The following is a 24,006-nucleotide window of genomic DNA, read 5'->3' on the forward strand; positions in this document are numbered from 1 at the left end:
AAGTTTGTTATCAAATACAAATGAATCGTGAAATATTTATTGTCACTTTCTTGAAGGAACGGGGGATATAATTGTTCATTTAATTGAATGCTAGAATATCCGAGCATTTTATAGATAGTCACCTAATACATCATGCAGCGATTGACCATTTTTACGATTAATTAATTTGGCTGACATGCCAAAAGCTGTTGGACCTTGCACATCTGCAAGTGGTGTGTCGCCAATAAATAGAACTTCTTCAGCAGTGCAATGTAATTGGTCTATAAAATATTGGTAAATAATAGGATCAGGTTTGCATGCATGTACTTCATAGCTCCACGCATAGACATCGATATCTTTCATTAATTTACTAATGTGCATACCATAAGGTGTTGCTGAATTGGAACACAGCACGATTTTATAACCTTTATTTTTTAATTGTTGCAGGGTTGGCAGGGTATCTGCAAAAAGTTCAATTTCTGCTAACTCTGCTGCTAGTTCAGCATTCAGTTCATCTAAAAAATCTTGGGGAATCTGATAACCTAAATGTGCTGCGATGTCTTGAAAGTCACCATTGATCGACATGACCATGACAGCATCACTCGCTTGTGGCGTATGTCCTTGCGTGTGTAGCCAAAGGATAAAATTTTTATAAGGTGATATTTTTTGTTTAATTTTGGCGAGTGTGCCAAAAACATCAAAAGCGATGACTTTGATTTGGGTATTTGACATTTATAAATCCTCAAAGCTTTATTGTGATCTTCTTTTGTATTCATTCCAAAATAATAGATTTAAGATTATTTGGGAAGTTATTTTAAATCAGTTAATTTTTTTATAGATTGAATAGATACAGTGGAGGAATTGAATTGTATTTAGTCATAGAAAAACAGCTAAAAAAAGATAGAGTGACCTCTATCTTTTAAAACAACGGTAAATGTGGTGCAGGAGAGATGTAAGTAAAACTAAAACTAAAACTTAGTGCAGTGATTAGAATTACTGAATATAAGAAATAGCGTTTTGCCCAAACCTGATCATTTTCAGCTTTAAAACCAATCAATGATAAGTACACCCAATAAGCGCACATCACATTAAAGATAATTAAAAAGAAAATATTGGTATAGCCAAAACAATACAAACCATTCAATACCAGTGCAAATAAGATCACATAGATCAGGCTTTCAACCTTAGTACGATAAATCGAACGCGCAACAGGTAAAATTGGAATCCCAGCATTTTTATAGTCATCGAAACGATAAACTGCAATTCCCCATGAATGTGGCATTTGCCAAAGTGCATATGCTAAAAAAATTAGTAGCGCAGCAACATCAAATTCATTTGAAACAGCGGTATAACCAATCACTGGAGGGCTTGCGCCAGAAATACTGCCAATCACGGTTTGGTGAATGGTGGTACGTTTACTCCATAAACTATAAAAAATCACATATACGACAAAGCCAAGTACCGCAAAGCCAAATGCGTAGGCGTTGACAAAAAACCACAACAAAGCAAAGCCAAGTAAACCGAGCACAGCAGAAAACATTAATGCAACTGTTGGACTGATGGTTTTTTTGACTAAAGCACGATTCATCGTACGTTGCATTTTTTGGTCAATGTCTTGGTCAATGACATTATTCACAACACAGCCAGAAGCAACCACGAGGGTAGTACCAAGGAGTGTGATGAGAAGTAAAAGGAAATCTACAGAACCTTGAGCGGCTAAGAAAAAGCCGCCCAAAGTGGTAACGAAGTTACCGAAGAGAATTCCTGGCTTAGTCAGGAATAGATATTTCTTCAACATGACACCCTAGAGCATCATGTTTGAATGTAAGTAGTTCATGATCCATACAGAACCAATAAGAAGAACTGCAATACACAAGATCGTGTAAATGAATGCAATCACATTCCAACGTTGTTCTGATGAAGAGTTCATGTGCAAGAAGAAAACTAATTGAACTAGAACCTGTGCTACAGCTGTAATTGCAATCGTTGCTACAATCGCACCACGACCGAAGTCAGCTGGATGCATTGCCATATAGAATGGAACGATAGTGAGCAATACAGAAACAATAAAACCAATGGTATATTGTTTCACGTTACCGTGAGAAGCACCTGCAGAATTATGATCGTGACTCATTAGATAACTCCCATTAAGTAAACGACGCTGAATACACAGATCCAAACGATGTCAAGGAAGTGCCAGAACAAGCTTAAGCAAGCAAGACGACGAGTATTTGGTAGAGTCAAACCATATTTTTTGATTTGAATCATTAATACAAGCATCCACACTAAACCTGAAGTTACGTGAATACCATGCGTACCTACTAAGGTAAAGAACGCAGATAAAAACGCACTTGTGCTTGGACCATGACCAGCATGAACTAAATGATTAAACTCATAAAGTTCCATACCAATGAACGCTGCACCAAAAATCCAAGTGATTGCTAACCAAAGTAAAACTTGGTTGACATTTTTCTTGTAAGAAGCAAGTACTGCAAAACCAAAAGTCACAGAAGAAATTAAGAGAGCAAAAGTTTCAGTTAAAACGAAACCTAAAGACTCACCAAATAAATCTTTTGGACTTGGTGTTCCAGGTGGAATATGACTGCTTAATACAGCGAACGCGATGAAGAGTGTACCGAATAAAATCAAGTCACTCATCAAGTATGTCCAGAAACCAAAGACAGTGATGTCAGTGTCATCATGATGATGATGTTCATCATGTCCATGGTTATCGTGATGAAGTACTTCAGCCATTGTCTTAGTCCTTCTTCAAGTGTTTTTCAAGGATTGCATAGCGTTCATTCTCGATGCGTTCTACTTCAGCAGCAGGAACATAATAATCCACTTTTTTCGTAAATGAACTTACGATAAAGCTGATGATTGCACCAACGAATGTAACAACAACCAACCACCAAACATGCCATACAAGTGCTAAGCCCATTACAGTCAATAGCATTGCAATGACAAAACCAGCAGCACGGTCAGTTGGCATATGAATATCTTCATAATGCGTAGGACGTGCATACGCTACGCCATTCTCTTTGTCGTTCCAGAAAGTATCAATACCATTGATCTTTGGAAGTTCAGCAAAGTTATAGAACGGAGCAGGAGATGATGTAGACCATTCAAGAACACGACCATCCCACGGGTCACCAGTGTGATCCATGTTATTTTCGCGTTGTAAGAAGCCAACAACAACTTGCATAACAAAACAGAAGATACCGATTGCAACCAATACTGAACCAAAGAATGCAATAGCAAGGTATGGATCCCATTCTGGATTGTCATATGTATTCAAACGACGAGTCATACCCATGAAACCAAGGATATAAAGTGGCATGAATGCAAAATAGAAACCAAAGAACCAGAACCAGAAAGATGCTTTGCCCCAAGTTTCATTTAACTTCCAACCAAACATTTTTGGCCAGTAGAATGTGATACCTGCGAACATCGCGAATACTACACCACCAATAATTACGTTATGGAAGTGAGCAATCAAGAATAAAGAGTTGTGTACTAAGAAATCCGCTGGTGGAACAGCCATTAATACACCAGTTAAACCACCGATACCGAAAGTCACAAGGAAGCCAAGTGTCCAGTACATTGGTGATGTAAATGTAATACGACCCTTATACATGGTGAATAACCAAGAGAAGATTTTCACACCTGTTGGGATCGCAATAATCATGGTCATGATACCGAAGAACGCGTTAACGTTGGCACCAGCACCCATGGTAAAGAAGTGGTGTAACCATACAACGAACGCAAGAACTGTAATTGCGATAGTTGCATACACCATTGATTTGTAACCGAACAAAGTTTTACGTGAGAAAGTAGATACTACTTCTGAGTAAATACCAAATGCAGGTAAAACTAAGATATATACTTCTGGGTGACCCCAAGTCCAAATCAAGTTCACATAAAGCATTGGGCTACCGCCAAGCTCATTGGTGAAGAAATGGAAATCAAAGTAACGGTCAAGCGTTAACATTGCAATAGTTGCAGTTAATACTGGGAAAGATGCAATGATCAATACTGCTGTACAAAGTGCAGTCCAAGTAAAGATCGGCATATCCATAAGACCCATGCCAGGTGCACGCATTTTAATGATAGTAACAAAGAAGTTAACACCAGTTAAAAGTGTACCAAGACCAGAGATCTGAAGTGCCCAGATATAGTAGTCAACACCAACACCAGGAGAATATTGAATACCTGAAAGAGGAGGATAAGCCATCCAACCTGTTGCAGCAAATTCACCCAATACTAGTGATGCCATCATCAAACCTGCAGCGCCTGCAAATAGCCAGAAGCTTAAAGAGTTTAATAATGGGAATGCAACGTCACGCGCACCAATTTGAAGAGGTACAGTGATGTTCATCATACCAACAACAAGACCCATTGCTACGAAGAAGATCATGATCACGCCATGCGCAGTAAAGATCTGATCGTAATGGTCAGGATGTAAGTAACCTTCACCGCCACCTTTTGCAAGGAACAGTTGAAGACGCATCATGATCGCATCTGCGAAACCACGCACAAGCATGACCACAGATACAATGATATACATGATACCAATTTTCTTATGGTCTACAGATTTAAACCATACATTCCACAGGTAGCCCCATTTTTTGAAATAGGTGATACCACCAAGAAGCGCAGCAGCACCGATTGCCATGATGATCATGGTTACAAGTACGATTGGCTCTTGATAAGGGATCGAGTCCCAGTTGAGTTTACCGAATAATACAGACATGTCTTATTCCTCTACTGAAGCAGTTGCATGTTCAGCATTCACATGCTCAGTACCTGCTGCAGAATGATCCGCACCATGGTAGTTGCTCATGTATTTATTGATAATGCTTTCGAACAAATTAGGCTCAACTGAAGAATAGTAAGTTACAGGATACGGCTTAGTAGGGAATGGACCTTTACGTTTAGCTTCTTCTGCAAGTGCTTTTTCTTCTGGAGTATGCGCATTATTGAGCATGTTCTCAATTTGGTGTTTAGAACGGTCACCATCTTTAAGCGCTGCAAATTCTGCTGCATCTAAAACAGTTTTTTGTTGAGCTTCAGGATTAATTGAAGTTCCAGTACCTGCTTTAACTGCTTCTACCCAACTGTTGAATTCTGGTTCAGTTACAGAATGAGCTAAGAAGCGCATTTGTGTGAAACCATAACCACTATAGTTAGAAGAGAAACCGCGATAAACACCAGTTTCATCAGCTAATACGTGTAACTGAGTTTGCATACCTGCCATTGCATAGATTTGACCTGCTAACTTAGGAATGAAGAAAGAGTTCATTGTAAAGTTAGAAGTCACTTTAAAGTTAACGGGTGTCTTTTCAGGGAAACGAACTTCGTTAACAGTTGCAATTTGTTGCTCAGGATAGATAAAGACCCATTTAAACTGTTCAGCAATAACTTGAATAGTTACAGGCGCTTTGTCAGATTCAAGCGGACGGTAAGGGTCATATTTATGTGAGCCCCACCATGTTAAATACGCAAGAATACCAATAATAATTACTGGAACACCCCATACTACAATTTCAATTGCCGTTGAGTGTGCCCATGTAGGTTTATAGTCTGCGTCTTTATTCGATGCGCGATATTTCCAACCAAACCATAAAGCCATGATGATCGAAGGAATTACGACCAATAGCATTAAGTAGATCGCAGTCATCATTAAGTCAGATTGACCTTGTGCAACTGGACCTTTAGAGTTTAGAAGTACCATATCACCACCACACCCTGTTAAAAGTGCGGCAATCGTAGATAAAGACAATACAGCTAAAATCGTTTGTCTCATTTTACAACCTCGGTGAAGAGTCCCATTCCCTATTAAATATGGGATAGCGATTAAAGTGTCGCATGATTGAAAATGAATATTAATTACAAATAGTAAACATTCTCAATGATCTGACACCCAGACGTTGTAGGGCATTATGCCTCATATCAACAAACTTAGCTATATGTAAAAAGGCTTTAAATAACTGTAACAAAAACCAATTTTTTTACTCGGGTTTGTTTGTGAATATAATATTTTATAATTGTAAATCAAAGTTATAAGGCTAAAAAAGGATGCTTTTGCATCCTTTATGAAAAATTAAAAATTATTGCTTGATGACTTTGGTCTTAACCAACTTATCATGTAATGTTTGTCGTTTTTTACTCAATGCGAATAACAAATCGACAATCGCAAATAAACTTAAAAATCGGTAAATCACAATAAATAGAATTGAGCGTAAGACGAACACACGTATAAAGCTAACTTGTTCATTATTTTCTTCATCAACGATCTTAATCTTTAGCAGTTTTTTACCAATGCTTTGCCCAAATTTTGAGAGTAAATAAGCTTGTACGGCAAGCATGATAAAAATATAGCTGAACATCGCAATCCAAGCTTGATCTGGGAAGAGTGCGAGCATTTGTGATTGAAGCTCAAGAACTTGATTGACATCGTTGCTTTGTGCTTTGGCAAGCATTTGATCTTGTAGGGTTGTGAGTTTTTGAATTTGATCTGTATTTAAAAATAAGCCCAAAATAATTGAGGTTGGTAACCACAATAAAAGATCAATAATTTTGGCAAAAAAACGAGAGTGCAGCGATGCAAGTTCGATATTTTGTTTCGCTTGATTTTGTTGTATTGTTGGTTGATTTGCAAATGGTTCTGTTTTATTGAGTGAAACAGGGGCAACATAACCTGTAGGTTCATAGACAAGTTTACCTTGTGTGAGTTCACCCAAAGCTTTCCATTCAGTCATCCCTTGATGCCAAGCCAAATCGGTGAGTAGGATTTGTTGGTCAGCAAGCATTTGATTGATTTGTTCCAGTGTGTATGGACCAGCTTGTTGATTATTTCTCGCCAAGTAAATTTGCATAAAGCATTATTCTCAAAAATCTAAAACGTAAAAATTGTAGATAAACTAGTATAGCGTAGCATTAAATTGCTTCATCTACTTTTTTGAACCCTTATGTATACTCGATTTTTCATCTGATGAAAATTAAATTTACATGAAATCTTAAATATCAATTCAAAATAATGGTATTGCTTGAACGTATTATTGATCTATAGACATAAAAAAGACCCTCGAAAGGGTCTTTTCTTCAGCTTGATTAAGCTTTAGATTTTTCTTCTGCAAGGAAGAACCAAGTGTCTAATACTGAGTCTGGGTTTAATGAAACAGATTCGATACCTTGTTCCATCAACCAGAATGCTAAGTCAGGGTGGTCAGAAGGACCTTGACCACAGATGCCGATGTATTTACCTGCTTTACGGCATGCATGAATTGCCATAGAAAGTAACACTTTTACAGCAGCATCACGCTCATCAAACAAGTGAGATACGATACCTGAGTCACGGTCTAAACCAAGTGTTAACTGAGTTAAGTCATTAGAACCAATAGAGAAACCATCAAAATGCTCAAGGAATTGTTCAGCCAATAATGCATTGGTTGGCAATTCACACATCATGATCACTTTAAGACCATTTTCACCACGTTTTAAGCCATTCGCAGCAAGCAATTCGATGACACGTTTCGCTTCGTTTACAGTACGAACGAAAGGGATCATGATTTGAATATTGGTTAAGCCCATTTCGTCACGTGCTTTTTTCAATGCGCGGCATTCAAGCTCAAAGCAGTCACGGAAGTTATCAGACACATAACGGCTTGCACCACGGAAGCCCAACATTGGGTTTTCTTCTTCTGGCTCGTACAATTTACCGCCGATCAAGTTCGCATATTCGTTAGATTTGAAATCTGACATACGAACAATCACTGGTTTATCCGAAAATGCAGCGGCAAGCGTAGAAATACCTTCAACGAGTTTTTCAACATAGAATTCGATTGGTGATGAATAACCAGCAGTACGTGCCATTACAGCTGCACGAGTTTCACGTGGTAGGCTGTCAATGTTTAATAATGCTTTAGGATGCACACCGATCATACGGTTAATGATAAATTCTAAACGCGCTAGACCAATACCTGCGTTTGGAATTTGTGCAAAGTCAAATGCACGGTCAGGGTTACCCACGTTCATCATGACTTTGAATGGAAGCGCAGGCATAGACTCAATCGAGTTACGTTGGATTTCAAAATCCAAAGCACCTTCATAGATAAAGCCGGTATCACCTTCAGCACAAGAAACAGTTACTTCTTGACCATCTACAAGGACTTCAGTTGCATTACCACAACCAACGATTGCAGGAACACCCAATTCACGAGCGATAATTGCTGCGTGACAAGTACGACCACCACGGTTAGTGACGATTGCTGCGGCACGTTTCATCACTGGTTCCCAGTCTGGGTCAGTCATGTCTGATACAAGAACATCACCTGGTTGTACTTTGTCCATTTCTTTAATAGAAGTAACAATACGTACTTTACCAGAACCGATACGTTGACCAATTGAACGACCTTCACACAGAACTGTACCTTTTTGTTTAAGGAGGTAGCGTTCCATTGTACCGACATTTTCACGGCTTTTTACAGTTTCAGGACGTGCTTGAACGATATAGATCTGACCGTCGTCACCATCTTTCGCCCATTCGATGTCCATCGGTGCTTGATAATGTTCTTCGATGATCAATGCTTGTTTAGCAAGTTCTTGAAGTTCTAAATCATTTAAAGCAAATTGTTGACGTTCAGCTTTTTCAACGTCTACAACAACAACAGATTTACCTGCCGCACCTTCTTCACCATAAATCATTTTTTGGTGTTTAGAGCCAAGGTTACGACGGATGACTGCGTGTTTACCATTTCTAAGAAGTGGTTTTGAAACATAGAACTCATCAGGGTTGACTGCACCTTGTACAACCATTTCACCCAAACCATAAGAGGCAGTGATGAATACCGCTTCACGGAAACCAGACTCTGTATCTAGTGTAAACATTACACCTGCAGCACCCGTTTCAGAGCGAACCATACGCTGAATACCTGCTGAAAGAGCAACGATGTCATGCGCGAAGTTTTGGTGTACACGGTAAGCAATCGCACGGTCATTATATAATGAAGCAAAAACTTCTTTGATCGCGATGAGAACGTTATCGATACCACGGATGTTTAGGAAGGTTTCTTGTTGACCTGCAAATGATGCATCTGGTAAATCTTCAGCAGTTGCAGATGAACGAACTGCAACAGCAATGTCAGGATTACCATTAGAAAGTGCAGTAAATGCTTCACGAACTTCTTGTTCTAAGCCAGCAGTGAGTGGAGTATCTACGATCCATTGACGGATTTTTGCACCCGTTTCAGCTAGTGCAATAACATCATCAACATTTAAAGTTGCGAGCTCTGCATTAATCTTAGCGTTTAGACCGCTTTGCTCTAGGAATTCGCGGTATGCATCAGCAGTTGTTGCAAAACCACCAGGTACAGATACGCCAGCATTTGCTAAATGGCTGATCATTTCTCCAAGTGATGAGTTTTTACCACCCACGAGTTCAACGTCGTGTTTCCCTAGTTTTTCCAGACCGATTACGCGTGCTTCCAAAGTTGTTACTCCACTTTTGCAGTATTAATCACTATCTTGGCTTGAAATTATAACAAAAAACTTAGCTTTTTAATTCAAGCAAGTCATAGTCATGTAAGATGGGCATTACTATAAAGATTATACATCGCTAAGACAAATATTTGAGGAGATTTTTAATGTCAGAAAGTAACCAAATAAAGCGCAGTGTATTTTTCATTTCTGATGGTACAGCAATCACTGCTGAAACCCTTGGACACTCATTGTTAGCGCAATTTCCTCATGTGAAGTTTGATATCCATATTATTCCATATATTAGTTCTGAAGAAGCTGCAATGAATGTGGTCGAGGAGATCAATATTCGCGCTGAAAAAGACGGTCAACAACCCTTAGTTTTTGATACGTTAGTTGACCCTTATGTACGCGATATTATTAACACTGCAAATGCTGTAAATCTTGATGTTTTTGAGGGGCTTATCAGTAAATTATCAGACGTTTTGGGGACGCAGCCTACAACTTTAGTCGGACAGACCCATGCGGTGACTGATTCTGAGTCTTATAAAGCTCGTATTGATGCAGTACATTTCGCTTTAGATAATGATGATGGTGCACGTACACGTCACTATGATAAAGCTGATCTAATTCTGATCGGGGTGTCCCGTTCAGGTAAAACACCAACTTCGATTTACTTGTCATTACAATTTGGAATTCGTGTTGCAAATTATCCACTTACAGAAGAAGATTTGGATGATAATCGCTTACCAGCAGTGCTGAAAGAGCACAAACATAAGTTGTTTGGTTTGATGATTGATGCTGAAAGATTGGTGGCAATACGTACAGAACGTAAGGCAAATAGTCGCTATGCAAGCTTTTCGCAATGCCAAATGGAGTTGCGTGCAGTTGAGGGAATTTACATTTCTGAGGGGATTAAATACCTCAATGTTTCAGAAATGTCAATCGAAGAAATCTCAACACGAATTTTGCAAATGACAGGTTTAAAACGTAGAATTGTTTAATAATTAATCAATAAAGCATGCTTATTTGTTGTTAAAGCTGGATGAAAATTCAGCTTTTTTTAATTAAAATGATGCATTCTTCTATATAAAATTTCTATTAATAAGGATGTGATTTTTCATTTTTTAAACATTATTTTGTATGGAAAATAGTCAATTCATCTGCGCTATTTGAGATGAATTAAAGCAATATCACTTAAAAAAATAGCTCATAGTTATATGAGAAATGGCATGAGTATTATCTAATGTGATATTGGGTATACTAACTATTTAAAATCTAAATAGTTGAAAATAGCAAAATAGGATTTATTTTGATTAATAAGTGTACAATTTGGTTGTTGAGAAAATGAGTTGTGCGAAACCTGATAGCAGTATGAGTACAGAAATTTTAAAGAAGTGGTTTTTATTTTCTAAGATTTACTTATTTTATTTGAAAATGATTGATCAAAAAACCGAGCAAGAGTGCTCGGTTTTTGCTCCAACCTAATCTCTATATAAAATAGAAATTAGCGTTTATTGTAGATGGCTTGTGCAGCGGGTAAGTTTTCACGCATCGCTGCAATACGTTGTGTATTTGATGGGTGTGTAGAAAGGAATGATGAACCACCTGCACCATCTAGTTTATTCATTTTTTCCCAAAGTGAAATTGCAGCTTGTGGGTTATAACCTGCCTTTGCCATGAGCATTAAGCCACCTTGGTCGGCACGACTTTCTAAACTACGTGAATAGGGTAGACCAACACCAATTTGACTGCCTAATTGTGCAGCAGCAGTGCCAAGTTGACCGACACGATCACCCGCAGCACTTAGACCAATATTTAAGGCTAAATCAGTAAGGGCTTGTGCACCGATTTTACTTTTTGCATGTTCTTCTAAAGCATGCACCATTTCATGCCCCATCACTGCGGCAATTTCGGCATCGGTTAAATTGAGTTTATTTACGATACCTGTGTAGAATACAACTTTACCACCAGGGGCAACATAGGCATTGACTTGATCTGATTTTAAAACAGCAAGTTGCCAATCAAATTTTGTACCTGTTTGGTTCATTTGATCTGCATATGGTTTTAAGCGTAAGAAAACACTATTAATACGTTTGTAGGTCGATGATGAGGCATCCAGCGTATTATTTCCACGTGCTTCCTGTACAGTTTTATTAAACCCTTGGGTTGCAGCAACATTGAGTGTTGCACTGTCTGCACCAGCCATATCTGCCATCGTGGTACAGCCAGAAATTGAAATTAAGCCTGCTGTACAAATACCCATCATAAGTTTATTATTCATTATAATGTGCTCCAACAAATATAAAGTAATAAGTTTAATTATATTGATTTTAATTATGTGCGAGTATGTAAAATTGCTTCATGATCATAGTATTTGTGTAATTTTTTCATTTATAAAAACTGCATTGCTAACCAATACAGTAAGCACATCGCATCAAGAATTAAATAAAGTGTGCACAGTGGTTTAATTTTTTCATTGAGATTTGGTTTGTTGCGATGAAAAAAGATAATGCTATTTTGAATAAGAATAATTGGAATTAAAATACATGCTAATGAAATGCTTAGACCCAGTAACGCATTTTGAATAATTTCAGGATTATTGGTTTGTGCTTGAATGATGAGCATCGCAAGTGTAGGTGCGCCACCAATCGCAAAGAGTGATGAATAAAAAATTGCACCTGAAATATTTTTCTGCATAGCCATCATACTTTTCATAAAATTCTTGCTACATTCTAACAAGTGAGCATTGCTTGAAAAGCGTAACTTTACACGACTTTAGTCTGCCGTAATATATAAAAAAAGCCCGATTAATATCGAGCTTTTCTAAATAATTTAAATTATTTTTTGATCGCTGCTGAGTAAACTTTTTTTGCTTCAATCATATTTTTGTTGAGGTCTTTGATACGGTCATCATTCGAAGGATGTGTTGAAGTGAATTTTCCAAGACCATTACCACTACTATCAATCTGATTCATTTTTTGCCAAACAGTGACAGCCGCCTCAGGGTTATAGCCTGCTTGTGCCATGAGGATTAGACCACCACGGTCTGCGGATGATTCTAGGCTACGAGAATAAGGTAAACCCACACCATATTTGCTACCAATATCAAGTGCTTGACCACCTAAAGAACCAAATTTTTCTTCAGCATAGCCTTTACCAATTTTAACTGCCATATCGGTCAGTGCTGTTGCACCCGCAGAACGTTTTGAGTGTTCTTCTAGTGCATGGGTCATTTCATGTCCCATGATTGCTGCAATTTCAGCATCTGTTAGTTTTAAGGTATTTACGATACCTGTAAAGAACACGACTTTACCACCAGGCATTACAAAAGCATTCAGTTCATCTGAGTGTAAGACACTGAGCTTCCAATCAAATGTCTGACCAGTTTTATTCGCTTGGTCAGCAAAAGGTTTCATTTTAAGGAAAATAGTATTGATGCGCTTATAGGTAGAGGAGGTTGTGTCTAAGGCACGTTGTGCTTTAGCGTCTTCTACAAGGAGTTGATAATCTTGTGCGGCATTTAAATTTAAGGTTGCTGAGTCATTTCCAGTTAAATCTGCAATGGTTGTGCATCCAGATAATGTTGCTGCAAGACCGAAGCCTAATATTAATTTTTTATTCATCATTATATTTACCATAATATGTAATCATTATAAATATTATACCAATAGTTATATTGGCTTAATCGGAGAAAGAATTATCTTTTATTTTTTGAAAAAAATCAAAATAAAATCACATTTTATTTTAACTGTAATAAAAAAGCTCCCGAAGGAGCTTTTATTTACTATCATTTAAGCATCAAATGGATGACGTAATACGATGGTTTCATCACGGTCAGGACCTGTTGATACGATGTCGATCGGACATTCGATCAATTGTTCAATACGTTTAATGTAGTTGATTGCATTTTCAGGCAATTGATCTAATGATTTTGCACCGAAAGTAGATTCAGACCAACCTGGCATGGTTTCGTAGATTGGTTTTAAAGTTTCAAATGCAAGTGCATCAGAAGAACCAACACAACCAGAGTCAGCAGCTTCATAACCTACACAGATTTTCACTTCTTCCAAACCGTCTAAAACGTCAAGTTTAGTTAGGCAAATCCCTGAAAGTGAGTTCACATCAACAGAGCGACGTAAAATTTCAGCATCGAACCAACCACAACGGCGTTGACGACCTGTAGACGCACCAAACTCAGCACCAATCGTACCTAAGTGTTTACCGATTGCATCACCGACATCGTTTGCAGCATCATAGACCAACTCAGTTGGAAATGGACCTGCACCTACACGTGTTGTATAAGCTTTGGTAATACCCAATACATAGTCAAGGTGTAACGGACCTAGACCAGAACCTGAGCTTACGCCACCCGCAGTTGTGTTTGAAGATGTTACATATGGATATGTACCATGGTCAACATCAAGAAGAGAACCCTGTGCGCCTTCAAACATCACGTTTTGACCGTTTTTGCGATAGTTGTGCAACTCAGTTGTGACATCAACAACCAATGGAGCAACAACTTTGCGCCATTCGTCACACAGTGCAATCACATCTTCAACTTTAACAGCGTCAACACCGAAGAATTGAGTTAACTGGAAGTTATGGTACTCAAGTAATTCTTCAAGTTGTGCTTTAAGATGTTCGCCACCACGGACCAAATCTGCAACACGAATCGCACGGCGTGCAACTTTATCTTCATATGCAGGACCGATACCACGACCTGTTGTACCGATTTTGGCATTGCCACGTTTAATTTCACGTGCTTGGTCTAACGCAATGTGATGCGGAAGAATCAAAGGACAGTTTGGAGAAATACGTAAACGCTCACGAACTGGAACACCTTCTTTTTCAAGGATGTCCATTTCTTTGATCAACGCTTCAGGAGAAAGTACAACACCATTCCCAATTAAGCACAGTACGTTTTCACGTAAAATACCTGATGGAATGAGGTGAAGAACTGTTTTCTTACCACCTACGACGAGCGTATGACCTGCGTTATGTCCACCTTGATAGCGTACAACCGCAGCCGCCTGATCTGTGAGCAGGTCAACGATTTTACCTTTACCTTCGTCGCCCCATTGGGTACCAAGTACCACAACATTCTTGCCCATAATAGCCTCATTACATCATGCTGTTAAAATTGAAAACTTCATACCAATGACATGAACATTGATATAAAGCGATTAAATTTGTTCGACTTTCCATTCACCAGCAACATTCACCATTTGATGTGTTGCATTTGGAACAGATGTTAAGTCATCTTTACCTAATAATTGGATCACGCTTAAACCGTTGCTGCGTGCTTGTGCAATTGCAGCGAGTAGGGCTGCATCTGTACCTTTTGGTGCAACAACTGTCTTAATCGCTTGGAATTGACCTGCACTGAGTGCATATAAGTCACACGAAAAACCTGTCGCAGGGCGTGCACGACCAAAATGTTCACCGATACCATCATAACGACCACCTTGTGCCAATGGTGCAGCACGATTGGGTGCATACACAGCGTACATGAGACCTGTATGATAATGGTATGAACGCAGCTCTACGACATCAATGCCAATGTGCAGATTTGGCCAGCGTGCCTGAATTTCTGCTTGCGTAGTTGCGAGTGCATCAAAGGCTTGTTTAAAGGCTGCATCCTGTAGAATTTCAGCACTTAAGTTGCTTTGTAATGCAGCCAAATCGCTTGCATAACGACCTAAAGCATAGAAATCTGAACCGAATTTTAATTCTTGCGTAAATTCAGCCAATTCTGGTAATGCTTTACGTTGATATAAATCTGAAAGTTGACGTTCAGTAGTTTTACTCAAATTGGCATGTTTCACCAAACTGCGGAATAAACCGACATGTCCTAAATCAAGATGGACACCATCAACTAAATTTGCGGTTTCGATCAAACTCAGCATTACGTCAATCATTTCAACGTCAGCGTCAATGCTGTCTGAACCAAACAATTCTGCACCCAACTGAAGTGGGGCACGTGTGGTATTAAAACCTTGTGGTTTGGTATGAAGTACTGTTCCTGCATAGCAGTAACGAGCCACACCTTCTACTGGATGTACATGCGCATCAATACGAGCCACTTGTGGTGTCATATCGGCACGCACACCAAGTAAACGACCTGAAAGCTGGTCGATGACTTTAAAAGTGGCTAAGTCTAAATCTTGATTCGATTCTGAAAGAGAAGAGAGAGATTCGATGTATTCGATAAACGGCGTGTACACCAATTGATAACCTCGAGAAGCAAGGAAATCTAAAGCGCTACGGCGCAAAGTTTCAATGACTTGCGCTTGCTCTGGTAATACATCAGCTACACCATCAGGTAATAACCATGTCTCTGAAATGGGCATGTTGTAAACCTAAATCCTGTCAGCGCGGAACTCATCCGCATAAAAAAATCGGGAGCACACCCGATTTCTCTTATTTTAGCACGATCATTTACACTGTGCATTAATAAAATAGCTTTTGATGTGGTGATAAGTTGATAGCTTCGACATAAATTGGACATAAAACTGTTCATTGCACATTATTTGTATTCAATACATTGTATTATTTAACTTTTTATACATAGCTGACTTGCTGTTTGCAGTGTTTAAAATATAATTTATTCGTTTAGAAAAACAGCATCTATTTTATTTAAGCAACGAAATATTAAAAGTCGGGGAAATATGGAACTACACAGCAACGTATATTACACACATCCAAGTATTGAAATCATGCAAAAACTGGATCGTTTATTTCAAGAACATCATGGTGAACAAGACAAATTTATTGCTGTTGCAGTTGAGTTAAACGCACAATTGGGACAAGAACTTGCGGAAGAACTTTTAAATACAGTGGATAGTATTGAGTTTGATTTAGCGCCTGAATCATTACACTCAATTGCAGACTATTCGGTTGCCCATTTTGTGCATGGTTCTTCTGGTGATGAATTTATTGAAGCGATCTTACTGTTTCTAAAAGCATTACTCCCTGATATCAATACATTGGCTTGGGGCTGTGGGGATGATGATCCGTGGGAGTTTTGGTTTAAATTTGAAGGCGATGAATTGATTCGTGAAGATGATGAACCTTTCAATGACCCTGAACAGGATGAAGAGATCAAATCATCCATTTATACATGGTGGCATGCAGGCTTAACTGAAAAAATCAAAGAAGGTTTCTTAAACCAGCAATAATTTTTTATTCACATACAAAGAGAAGTACACCTTTAAACTGCTGTACTTCTCTATTTTTTTTGACGTTCTTAACTATTTTAAAAATTCTTCAGTGCTTTGGATTTGTGCAAACATTTGAAAAGCAGATAAACACGCTGTTTGCACATCAACCGCTTGAACAGTGCGATCTGCATAGCTTAAATCACGGGTAGCAGTTGCATCCGAAATAATAATAGGTTGATAGCCGAATTCTGCTGCGGCACGAGAGGTGGCATCCACACACATATGTGTCATCATGGCAGAAATGACTAACTTCTCGATCGCAAGTTTTTCAAGAATAGCTTTTAATTCAGTTTGAAAAAAACTATTAGGAAATTGTTTTTTGACAATGGTTGAATCTTTCTTGAGTTTTAAACCTGTAGATAATTCAACGCCATGAGTTCCTGCTTGGAAAAATGGTGCATTTTCACCCTCAAAAATATGTTGAATATAAATAATGGGTTGCTGTGTTTGAATAAAATAATCTTCTAATGCATTGATTTGTTGAAGAGCTTGTTCTGCTTGAAATAACTCCATTTTCCCACCTTGGAAATAATCATTTTGTACATCAATGACTAATAATGCGTTATGGTTCATTGGGTATATCCATGTATTGAAGTTGTTATCACATTAAACAATCTTGGATAAATCTCACAGTAAGTTGCGAAAGACTTTATGGATGATCACTTTCATTTTGAAAATGTTAAGGATAAAAAATGCTAGAACTGGATGCGATTGATCTTAAAATTTTACATATTCTTCAAACAGACTCTCGTTTAAGTCACAAAGATATCGGTGAGCAGGTACATCGAACGGGGCAAGCGGTTGGACAACGTATTCAACGCTTAACTGATTTGGGGTTGATTGAAAAATACACCATTAAAATCAATTATTCGACCACACAATTTATTCGCATCATGATGGAAAATAATCAATTTTCTGCATTTGAAGATTTTTTAAAGCATTATCCGCAGATTGAGTATAGTTACAAAGTTTCTGGGTCAGCGTGTTATATGTTGCAGAGTCATTTTGAAATAAATGAGCTAAATCAGTTTATCGAAGAACTATCCGCATGGGGACACTATGCAGTGGATCATGTGGTACGTTCTGTAAATGGATAAATAAGAATGAAAAATAGATTTATTTGGAAAGAATATTTGCCTATTTTTTCAAGTCAGGATAAAACTAATTATATGATAGTTTAGATAAAACATACGCAAAAATAGGTTTAAGGATGAACTACAAAATAGCGTTAGCAATGTTAGCTTTTGCTGCAAATTCTGTTTTGTGTCGACTAGCTTTGGCACAAGATCAAATTGATCCGATGAGTTTTAGTGTGCTTCGGGTATTGAGCGGTGTGATTGTACTGGCTATTTTATTTGTCATGGCAAATCGTCAACGTGTTACAAAGCTAAAACCGCATTGGCAGATCAAAAATGGATTTTTCTTAGCCTTATATGTGGTTGCACTGTCGTTGGCATACGTGAAAATTGATGCAGGTGTAGGTGCATTGATTTTATTCGGTACAGTGCAATTTACCATGGTGATTTATGGATTATTACATGGCGAACGTTTGAACCTACAAAATGCGACAGGCTTATTATTGGCAATTTTAGGCATCATTATATTGTTGCTTCCTGGTGCAACAGCACCTGATTTGATGTATTCCTTGATTATGGTGGTTTCAGGTATTGCATGGGCGGCATATAGTATTTTGGGTAAAGGTTCAGAAAATCCCTTGGTCACAACCTATAGTAATTTTGTGATGGCTTTGCCTTTTGTATTGATTTTTAGTGTATTTTTTATTGGCAATCTACATATGAATTGGCAAGGCATACTGCTTGCTGTGACTTCAGGTGGTTTGGCATCAAGTGGGGCTTATGTGCTGTGGTATTCGATTTTAAAACAGATTGATCGAATTACCGCAAGTGCAGTGCAATTGAGTGTGCCATGTTTATCCATTATCGGTGGTTCGCTGTTTATTGGTGAAATGGTGGGGTGGCGCGTTATTTTTTCGAGTATTTTGGTTTTATGTGGCATTTTGTTGGTGATTTTCTTTCCATCTAAGCCAAAATATTCTCCATGTCTAAAATAAAATTATCAAAATTTTTTGAAGTTTTAGGTGTTTAGCGTTAATGGTTGTTAAAGGACTACAAAATTGCTGTGATGTAAAAACACAGCAAGTATTTATATTCATTGATAATATAATAAATCTATTTTTCAGGGCGAATGATCATACAGGTTGCAGTTGCATGTGCATAAAGTTTACCTTCTTCATCCACGATTTGACCTTCAGAAATGCCAAGATTTTTACTCATATTAATGACTTTTCCTGTAGCCAATAATGTTTTATTCATCGGAATAGGGCGACACATTTTAATATTTAGGTCGATAGTGCCATAACCTACACCAGCTTCAAGCATTGTATGTACAGCACAACCTGTAACTGAGTCTAGAACTGTTGCAGCAAAACCACCGTGTACACCGCCAAGTGGATTTAGATGACGTTGATCCGCTTGAACTTTAAAATTGGCAATACCTTCAGAAATTTCATGAATATCCATAGGAATAGTTTCAGTAATACTTGCACGAGGGATATGTCCCGCAACCATGGCTTGTAAAAATTCGAGTCCAGTCATTTCTTTGGGATGTTTCATATTAAACTTCCTGCTTATATTTTAAAGAGTTTCAAAATGGAACTTATTGTTTAAATTTAGCAAGTCCTTTTATTTTGTCAATATAAAACCTGAATATAAAATGTTGTAGATATTATGATTGGCTTTAGATTTATTGTATTTTTCATCAATGCTATAGTGTGAGTTGGTATGTGATTTTTAATTTGCTTGGGTGCTTAAAAGAAAACTAAAAAGGATTAAATAGCTTTGAAAAATGAAAATAAGACCTCTTATTTTTAAATAAAAAACCCGCGAAAATCGCGGGTTTTAGATCTGAAAATTAAAATTTCAGATTATTTTTCAGCAGCAATTGATGCAATCGCAGCGTCAACGCCTTCGATTGAATCAGCAGCTTTCTTGATACGTGCAAGTGCATCGACAAGCACTTCGTCAGCAGTTGCATAAGAAATACGCATATAACCGCCTAAACCGAATGCATCACCAGGAACAACAGCAACGCCTGTTTCTTCTAATAACCATGCAGAGAATTCTGTGCAAGATTTTAAACCTTTCGCACGAATCAATGGGCGGATGTTTGCATAAGCATAGAATGCACCATCAGCAGGAAGACAAGTAATGCCTTTAATATCGTTCAAGCCATTTACCACTAAGTCATGACGACGGTGGAAAGCTTCAATCATTGGTTGAAGAACGTCTTGAGGACCATTCAATGCAGCTTCAGCAGCAACTTGTGAAATCGAAGTAGGGTTTGAAGTCGATTGAGATTGGATTTTTTTCATCGCACCGATGAGTTTAGCAGGACCTGCTGCATAGCCAATACGCCAGCCAGTCATTGCATAGGCTTTAGATACACCGTTAAGCACGATAGTACGCTCATAAAGATCAGGTGCTACAGTTGCTATGTTGTAAAATTCATCATCCCAACGGATCGGTTCATACATATCATCAGAAGCGATATAAACTTCAGGATATTTACGAAGAACTTCAGCCAAAGCTTCTAATTCAGCTTTTGTATAGATCATACCTGTAGGGTTAGATGGGCTGTTTAAAACCACTAAACGAGTTTTGTCTGTAATTGCAGCTTCAAGTTGAGCAGGAGTAATTTTGAAACGTTGTTCTTCACCACATTTCACAACAACTGGCACGCCTTCAGCAATGATCACCATGTCTGGATAGCTTACCCAGTAAGGTGCAGGGATGATCACTTCATCGCCTTTGTTTAACAAAGCAAGTGCCAAGTTAAAGAAAGATTGTTTACCACCACAAGAAACCAAAATTTGGTTTGCTGCGTATTCTAAGTTGTTATCACGTTTTAATTTCGCAATGATTGCTTTTTTAAGCCCAGGCGTACCGTCAACAGCAGTGTATTTGGTAAAACCGTTATTAATCGCTGCAATTGCTGCATCTTTGATGTGTTGTGGGGTGTCGAAATCAGGTTCACCAGCGCCCAAGCCAATAACATTCTTGCCTGCTGCTTTGAGTTCAGCAGCTTTATTGGTAACAGCAAGCGTTGGGGACGGTTTGATGGCATTTACACGATCAGAGAGACGTACGTCCACGGCAGTATTCCTTCTTATGGGGATTAAAAAATAAAAAGCACATTATGATAGCCTAAAAATTCGTATCGAGTCGCCTGAAAATTAAGCAAATTCGCTAAATAATCACGAAAATCAAACTTTAATGTATCAATAAAATACAAATCGTCATGAATGTGTGTGAGAACTCGCATCATTTCCAAAATTTTCGTACAATATATGCAGTTAAAACTGAGACATTTTCATGAGTACCTCAAATTCTCCCAAGAAAAAGCCCATAGTGAAATTGCCTTTTCCTGTGAAAAATGCCAACGATGCAAAACCTGCTGACGAAGATGTAGAGGATATGCGTCCAAAACCACAGCAATATGCTGATCGTACATGGATGCCACCACGTGGTACACGCCGTTCGATGGGAAAACGTTAATAAAAAACAGGCAATTGCCTGTTTTTTATTGCTTATAATTTATTGTCCGTAATGATATTCAAGATTTAATTTTTTAAGTTGTTGTTCAAGTTGTTTTTCTCTTTTATTTGGATTGTACAGACCAACTTCTTTTCTAATTTTTTCTGAAATATCATCTTTATTTATTTGTGAACAGTCATTTTCAATTTGACAAATAGATTGGACAGCTTGCGTGAGTGCATCTGGCTTAGATAATTGAGACAATTCGAACTGATTAAGAGTTTGGTCAGGATCTGTCATTGAATGGCGACATAACTGATCATTTTCTTGGCATATAAATGTTGGGACTTCATAGCTCATCATCACTGTGGTAAAAATAATCCATTTAATATCTGATATATTGTCAATTTTCTGAGATAAATTTGCATAGTCTGAGTAGTTTGAGGTTTTAGCATTTTGTTGAATAAAATCCTGAACCTTTTTTAATGTTTCTGCTTTAGTTTGATCAGTGAGTGGTTGATTGCGAGAAATGAGTGAGTGTTCCATTGCTAATGGTTGTTTAGCATTTTTCTTCTGCGATTTCAGTAGATCATATTCAGCATCAATCATTGCCTTGATCATATTTTCTTGACGTGGCGTAATCAGTTCAGCAGACGTATCTAAGCTGATAAAATAAGTTAAACTCAGCAGACAAAATTTGATGATTTTTATTCTCATTTTTAGCTCCATTTGTCAATGTTGTAGATATTTTACAGCGTTAAATTTAGATTTGCATAATAAGCTTTTTTCTTTTGATACATAAAATGATCAGCACGTTTTAACATCTGTTCAATACTTTCATTTGCTTCTGTAGTTGCATGTCCCATCGCAATGTGAATGGGTTGAGATGCATAATATTGATTATCAATATTTAATAATTCTTCAATAACCAGTTTTTGATTTTCGGCAGTTTCTTCATTTGCACCTGTCATTAAAATTACGAATTCATCTCCACCAATGCGTGATGCTGAAAAAGTTGTATTGGCAATAGCACGATTTAAAAGATTACCCATTCGACGTAATTGTTCATCACCTGCATCATGTCCAAATTCGTCATTAATATATTTTAGGCCATTCATATCAATGTAAATCGCAGAGATTGGACGCACTAAATTACGTTCTAAACGATGGATTTCTTCAGTGTAAAATGATCGGTTGGTGAGTTTGGTCAGCACATCATGTTTGCCCAAATATTCCAAATAGCTTTCGGCTTTTTTACGGGCAGTAATGTCGGTCAAAGCAAGTTGGACTAAGCCCCAATCTTGTTCATAGCCTGGAAAAACTGTGAATTGTAGGAGGACATGGCGAATCGAGCCGTCTAAGGCATAATTAATCGCTTCCCGTTGATGATGGATATTACCATTCCATAATTCAATCAATTGTTCACGAAAAGTTTGGTGCATTTCCTTGGATAGAACTTGGTGTAAATTTTTAAATAAAGTGTCTTTATCAGGTGCTTTAAATAAATCTAAAGTGGCTTGATTGACATCGAGTAAAATAATGTCATCAACACATTGGTTAATAAAGTCAGCATGGACATCTAAAAAAGTCACAAAATCTTCAATGCCCAAAGCACGTAATTGATCGAGTCTTATTTTGACTTGACTAAAATCTTCTACCCATAATGATGTCGGCGAATAAATAAAACGAGACTCTGCTAAACGGCGGTTATTTTCTTCTAAACGACAGGCATTCTGATAATCGCTAATATCTTCTGTGGTCAATAAAACACGAGATAAGTCATGCTGAGCATTGGGCAAAACTACTCCACGTAGTTTAATGTCTAACTTTTTACCTGAAATAGTGTAATTAATTGTTGTACTTGAAAATTCTGTTTCACCTTGCCATAAAGCGACAAGCTCTAAAATATGTGACTGAAACATTTCTTGTTGAAAAATAATATGCAGATTTTCGCATAAATGCTGCTGATTTTGCGCTTCAAAAACATCTAAGGTCTTCGGATTTACTTTTAAAATTTTAATTTTATGGGCACATTGGGTGACCCGTGCTAAATCTTCTTGTAAAAATGCTTTTAAATCGGTGATGCCTTGATCTTTCCATAGATCAAATTGTTTTTTGACCTCACTATAGTCTTCAAGCCACATAGGAATAGGTGAAAGATTGAAAATTGATGATTCTAAAATCTCCATTTTATATTCCTAGTCATTTAGTTGGTTCATTAAGTTATGGCGGAAATATAGCACTAATTATGAGGCTATAGCAAAGGACTTAGGGTGAAAAATGCAATTTAAGTCACATTTTATTAAAATTATGTGCTTATATTTTATAATAATTAATTATAACTTTAGTATTTATTTAGTTTAAGTTTGTAATTATTGGATTGTGAAAAATCACATAATAAGTTGTGAAGTAAACTTAAAAATTTAAGAACGGTAGTTTTGATAATACTGATTTTTTTGTTCGTACATGTTTAAGTCGGTTAAGCGCACCAGATTTTCAATATTTGGCTCAGAATCGGTACAGCCAATCCCCGCAGCAACACTGATTAGGGCATGTTCATGTTCAATGTTGTCTTCGCAAATATAATTTTGAATTTTTTCAAATAATTGATACGCCATGATTTCTGTGGCTTGTGGCATTAAAATAACAAACTCATCACCGCCTATACGGGAAATAGAATAAGCCGTATTTTCAGTTGCTTTACGTAAAATATTCGCAAAGCGTTTTAATACGAGATCACCACAATGATGACCTTTAAGATCATGGTGGTGTAT

At 37.6% G+C, this 24,006-nt stretch carries 24 protein-coding genes; 5 read left to right on the plus strand and 19 right to left on the minus strand.

Annotated elements, in window-relative coordinates; genetic code table 11:
* Nucleotides 1-108 precede the first annotated feature (108 nt).
* From AVJ19_RS09860 to ppsA, 8 genes are all read right to left on the minus strand, one after another.
* On the minus strand, nucleotides 109-711 hold the full coding sequence (locus tag AVJ19_RS09860) for an HAD family hydrolase (protein WP_111859549.1): 603 nt from the start codon (nucleotides 709-711) through the stop codon (nucleotides 109-111).
* Nucleotides 712-898: 187 nt separating this feature from the next.
* The gene (cyoE, locus tag AVJ19_RS09865) at nucleotides 899-1,777 is read right to left on the minus strand and encodes a heme o synthase (RefSeq protein WP_111859550.1); all 879 of its coding nucleotides are present in this window, start codon (nucleotides 1,775-1,777) and stop codon (nucleotides 899-901) included.
* Between the two features lie 6 nt (nucleotides 1,778-1,783).
* A complete protein-coding gene (gene cyoD, locus AVJ19_RS09870; RefSeq protein ID WP_065994860.1) occupies nucleotides 1,784-2,113 on the minus strand; it encodes a cytochrome o ubiquinol oxidase subunit IV in 330 nt (109 codons plus the stop codon).
* Complete coding sequence (gene cyoC, locus AVJ19_RS09875) at nucleotides 2,113-2,733, minus strand: cytochrome o ubiquinol oxidase subunit III (RefSeq protein WP_111859551.1); 621 nt, start codon at nucleotides 2,731-2,733, stop codon at nucleotides 2,113-2,115. Before cyoC ends, cyoD begins: the two co-directional genes overlap by 1 nt.
* Before the next feature lie 4 nt (nucleotides 2,734-2,737).
* Entirely contained in the window at nucleotides 2,738-4,732 is a 1,995-nt protein-coding gene (gene cyoB, locus AVJ19_RS09880) for a cytochrome o ubiquinol oxidase subunit I (protein ID WP_111859552.1), read from the minus strand.
* Between the two features lie 3 nt (nucleotides 4,733-4,735).
* On the minus strand, nucleotides 4,736-5,785 hold the full coding sequence (gene cyoA, locus AVJ19_RS09885; protein WP_111859553.1) for a ubiquinol oxidase subunit II: 1,050 nt from the start codon (nucleotides 5,783-5,785) through the stop codon (nucleotides 4,736-4,738).
* A 304-nt stretch (nucleotides 5,786-6,089) separates the two neighbouring features.
* Entirely contained in the window at nucleotides 6,090-6,857 is a 768-nt protein-coding gene (locus AVJ19_RS09890) for an RDD family protein (protein WP_111859554.1), read from the minus strand.
* A gap of 235 nt (nucleotides 6,858-7,092) precedes the next feature.
* Nucleotides 7,093-9,468, minus strand: a complete 2,376-nt coding sequence (gene ppsA / locus AVJ19_RS09895) for a phosphoenolpyruvate synthase (protein WP_111859555.1) — start codon at nucleotides 9,466-9,468, stop codon at nucleotides 7,093-7,095.
* 155 nt (nucleotides 9,469-9,623) lie between these two features.
* Here ppsA and AVJ19_RS09900 point away from each other — a divergent pair, with 155 nt between their 5' ends.
* Entirely contained in the window at nucleotides 9,624-10,460 is an 837-nt protein-coding gene (locus tag AVJ19_RS09900) for a pyruvate, water dikinase regulatory protein (RefSeq protein WP_111859556.1), read from the plus strand.
* A gap of 503 nt (nucleotides 10,461-10,963) precedes the next feature.
* Here the strand turns inward: AVJ19_RS09900 and AVJ19_RS09905 are convergent.
* From AVJ19_RS09905 to AVJ19_RS09925, 5 genes are all read right to left on the minus strand, one after another.
* Nucleotides 10,964-11,740 (minus strand): M48 family metallopeptidase, encoded by a 777-nt coding sequence (locus AVJ19_RS09905; protein ID WP_111859557.1) that lies wholly within the window; start codon nucleotides 11,738-11,740, stop codon nucleotides 10,964-10,966.
* 110 nt (nucleotides 11,741-11,850) lie between these two features.
* Nucleotides 11,851-12,156 (minus strand): hypothetical protein, encoded by a 306-nt coding sequence (locus AVJ19_RS09910; RefSeq protein WP_111859573.1) that lies wholly within the window; start codon nucleotides 12,154-12,156, stop codon nucleotides 11,851-11,853.
* Between the two features lie 140 nt (nucleotides 12,157-12,296).
* Nucleotides 12,297-13,085: a M48 family metallopeptidase gene (locus AVJ19_RS09915; protein ID WP_111859558.1), complete on the minus strand. Its 789-nt coding sequence runs from the start codon at nucleotides 13,083-13,085 to the stop codon at nucleotides 12,297-12,299.
* Between the two features lie 165 nt (nucleotides 13,086-13,250).
* Nucleotides 13,251-14,570: an adenylosuccinate synthase gene (locus AVJ19_RS09920; protein ID WP_111859559.1), complete on the minus strand. Its 1,320-nt coding sequence runs from the start codon at nucleotides 14,568-14,570 to the stop codon at nucleotides 13,251-13,253.
* A gap of 72 nt (nucleotides 14,571-14,642) precedes the next feature.
* A complete protein-coding gene (locus AVJ19_RS09925; protein ID WP_111859560.1) occupies nucleotides 14,643-15,809 on the minus strand; it encodes an ATP phosphoribosyltransferase regulatory subunit in 1,167 nt (388 codons plus the stop codon).
* 318 nt (nucleotides 15,810-16,127) lie between these two features.
* Between AVJ19_RS09925 and AVJ19_RS09930 the strand changes: the two genes are divergently transcribed.
* Nucleotides 16,128-16,637, plus strand: a complete 510-nt coding sequence (locus AVJ19_RS09930) for a hypothetical protein (protein ID WP_111859561.1) — start codon at nucleotides 16,128-16,130, stop codon at nucleotides 16,635-16,637.
* Between the two features lie 72 nt (nucleotides 16,638-16,709).
* Here the strand turns inward: AVJ19_RS09930 and AVJ19_RS09935 are convergent, their stop codons facing one another.
* A complete protein-coding gene (locus tag AVJ19_RS09935; RefSeq protein WP_111859562.1) occupies nucleotides 16,710-17,252 on the minus strand; it encodes a cysteine hydrolase family protein in 543 nt (180 codons plus the stop codon).
* Between the two features lie 119 nt (nucleotides 17,253-17,371).
* On the opposite strand from AVJ19_RS09935, the gene AVJ19_RS09940 reads away from it, so the two are divergent.
* Together AVJ19_RS09940 and AVJ19_RS09945 are read left to right on the plus strand one after the other, a co-directional pair.
* A complete protein-coding gene (locus AVJ19_RS09940; protein ID WP_111859563.1) occupies nucleotides 17,372-17,776 on the plus strand; it encodes an Lrp/AsnC family transcriptional regulator in 405 nt (134 codons plus the stop codon).
* Between the two features lie 113 nt (nucleotides 17,777-17,889).
* Entirely contained in the window at nucleotides 17,890-18,750 is an 861-nt protein-coding gene (locus tag AVJ19_RS09945; RefSeq protein ID WP_111859564.1) for a DMT family transporter, read from the plus strand.
* A 118-nt stretch (nucleotides 18,751-18,868) separates the two neighbouring features.
* Here AVJ19_RS09945 and AVJ19_RS09950 read toward each other — a convergent pair whose 3' ends face one another.
* Nucleotides 18,869-19,312: a PaaI family thioesterase gene (locus AVJ19_RS09950; protein WP_111859565.1), complete on the minus strand. Its 444-nt coding sequence runs from the start codon at nucleotides 19,310-19,312 to the stop codon at nucleotides 18,869-18,871.
* Between the two features lie 311 nt (nucleotides 19,313-19,623).
* Nucleotides 19,624-20,850, minus strand: coding sequence for a pyridoxal phosphate-dependent aminotransferase (locus tag AVJ19_RS09955; protein ID WP_111859566.1), 1,227 nt, complete (start codon nucleotides 20,848-20,850; stop codon nucleotides 19,624-19,626).
* 220 nt (nucleotides 20,851-21,070) lie between these two features.
* Here AVJ19_RS09955 and AVJ19_RS09960 point away from each other — a divergent pair, with 220 nt between their 5' ends.
* On the plus strand, nucleotides 21,071-21,253 hold the full coding sequence (locus AVJ19_RS09960; protein ID WP_111859567.1) for a hypothetical protein: 183 nt from the start codon (nucleotides 21,071-21,073) through the stop codon (nucleotides 21,251-21,253).
* Nucleotides 21,254-21,292: 39 nt separating this feature from the next.
* On the opposite strand, the gene AVJ19_RS09965 is transcribed toward AVJ19_RS09960, so the two are convergent.
* The 3 genes from AVJ19_RS09965 to AVJ19_RS09975 form a co-directional block, all read right to left on the minus strand.
* Nucleotides 21,293-21,949, minus strand: coding sequence for a hypothetical protein (locus AVJ19_RS09965; protein ID WP_111859568.1), 657 nt, complete (start codon nucleotides 21,947-21,949; stop codon nucleotides 21,293-21,295).
* Nucleotides 21,950-21,981: 32 nt separating this feature from the next.
* A complete protein-coding gene (locus AVJ19_RS09970) occupies nucleotides 21,982-23,421 on the minus strand; it encodes a sensor domain-containing diguanylate cyclase (protein WP_111859569.1) in 1,440 nt (479 codons plus the stop codon).
* A 234-nt stretch (nucleotides 23,422-23,655) separates the two neighbouring features.
* Nucleotides 23,656-24,006 (minus strand): GGDEF domain-containing protein (locus AVJ19_RS09975; protein ID WP_162626579.1); only part of this gene is annotated, 351 nt, incomplete at its 5' end.

This window comes from Acinetobacter sp. CFCC 10889, from assembly GCF_003268395.1.
Lineage (GTDB): Bacteria > Pseudomonadota > Gammaproteobacteria > Pseudomonadales > Moraxellaceae > Acinetobacter.

What these genes read in the sequence shown, in the direction of transcription:
- AVJ19_RS09965 (WP_111859568.1), bottom strand. Translation starts at nt 21,949, where the DNA reads ATGAGAATAAAAATCATCAAATTTTGTCTGCTGAGTTTAACTTATTTT.
- cyoA (WP_111859553.1), bottom strand. Translation starts at nt 5,785, where the DNA reads ATGAGACAAACGATTTTAGCTGTATTGTCTTTATCTACGATTGCCGCA.
- AVJ19_RS09890 (WP_111859554.1), bottom strand. Translation starts at nt 6,857, where the DNA reads ATGCAAATTTACTTGGCGAGAAATAATCAACAAGCTGGTCCATACACA.
- AVJ19_RS09920 (WP_111859559.1), bottom strand. Translation starts at nt 14,570, where the DNA reads ATGGGCAAGAATGTTGTGGTACTTGGTACCCAATGGGGCGACGAAGGT.
- AVJ19_RS09940 (WP_111859563.1), top strand. Translation starts at nt 17,372, where the DNA reads ATGCTAGAACTGGATGCGATTGATCTTAAAATTTTACATATTCTTCAA.
- AVJ19_RS09925 (WP_111859560.1), bottom strand. Translation starts at nt 15,809, where the DNA reads ATGCCCATTTCAGAGACATGGTTATTACCTGATGGTGTAGCTGATGTA.
- cyoE (WP_111859550.1), bottom strand. Translation starts at nt 1,777, where the DNA reads ATGTTGAAGAAATATCTATTCCTGACTAAGCCAGGAATTCTCTTCGGT.
- cyoB (WP_111859552.1), bottom strand. Translation starts at nt 4,732, where the DNA reads ATGTCTGTATTATTCGGTAAACTCAACTGGGACTCGATCCCTTATCAA.
- AVJ19_RS09905 (WP_111859557.1), bottom strand. Translation starts at nt 11,740, where the DNA reads ATGAATAATAAACTTATGATGGGTATTTGTACAGCAGGCTTAATTTCA.
- AVJ19_RS09935 (WP_111859562.1), bottom strand. Translation starts at nt 17,252, where the DNA reads ATGAACCATAACGCATTATTAGTCATTGATGTACAAAATGATTATTTC.
- AVJ19_RS09970 (WP_111859569.1), bottom strand. Translation starts at nt 23,421, where the DNA reads ATGGAGATTTTAGAATCATCAATTTTCAATCTTTCACCTATTCCTATG.
- AVJ19_RS09860 (WP_111859549.1), bottom strand. Translation starts at nt 711, where the DNA reads ATGTCAAATACCCAAATCAAAGTCATCGCTTTTGATGTTTTTGGCACA.
- cyoC (WP_111859551.1), bottom strand. Translation starts at nt 2,733, where the DNA reads ATGGCTGAAGTACTTCATCACGATAACCATGGACATGATGAACATCAT.
- AVJ19_RS09945 (WP_111859564.1), top strand. Translation starts at nt 17,890, where the DNA reads ATGAACTACAAAATAGCGTTAGCAATGTTAGCTTTTGCTGCAAATTCT.
- AVJ19_RS09900 (WP_111859556.1), top strand. Translation starts at nt 9,624, where the DNA reads ATGTCAGAAAGTAACCAAATAAAGCGCAGTGTATTTTTCATTTCTGAT.
- AVJ19_RS09950 (WP_111859565.1), bottom strand. Translation starts at nt 19,312, where the DNA reads ATGAAACATCCCAAAGAAATGACTGGACTCGAATTTTTACAAGCCATG.
- cyoD (WP_065994860.1), bottom strand. Translation starts at nt 2,113, where the DNA reads ATGAGTCACGATCATAATTCTGCAGGTGCTTCTCACGGTAACGTGAAA.
- AVJ19_RS09960 (WP_111859567.1), top strand. Translation starts at nt 21,071, where the DNA reads ATGAGTACCTCAAATTCTCCCAAGAAAAAGCCCATAGTGAAATTGCCT.
- AVJ19_RS09930 (WP_111859561.1), top strand. Translation starts at nt 16,128, where the DNA reads ATGGAACTACACAGCAACGTATATTACACACATCCAAGTATTGAAATC.
- AVJ19_RS09910 (WP_111859573.1), bottom strand. Translation starts at nt 12,156, where the DNA reads ATGCAGAAAAATATTTCAGGTGCAATTTTTTATTCATCACTCTTTGCG.
- AVJ19_RS09915 (WP_111859558.1), bottom strand. Translation starts at nt 13,085, where the DNA reads ATGATGAATAAAAAATTAATATTAGGCTTCGGTCTTGCAGCAACATTA.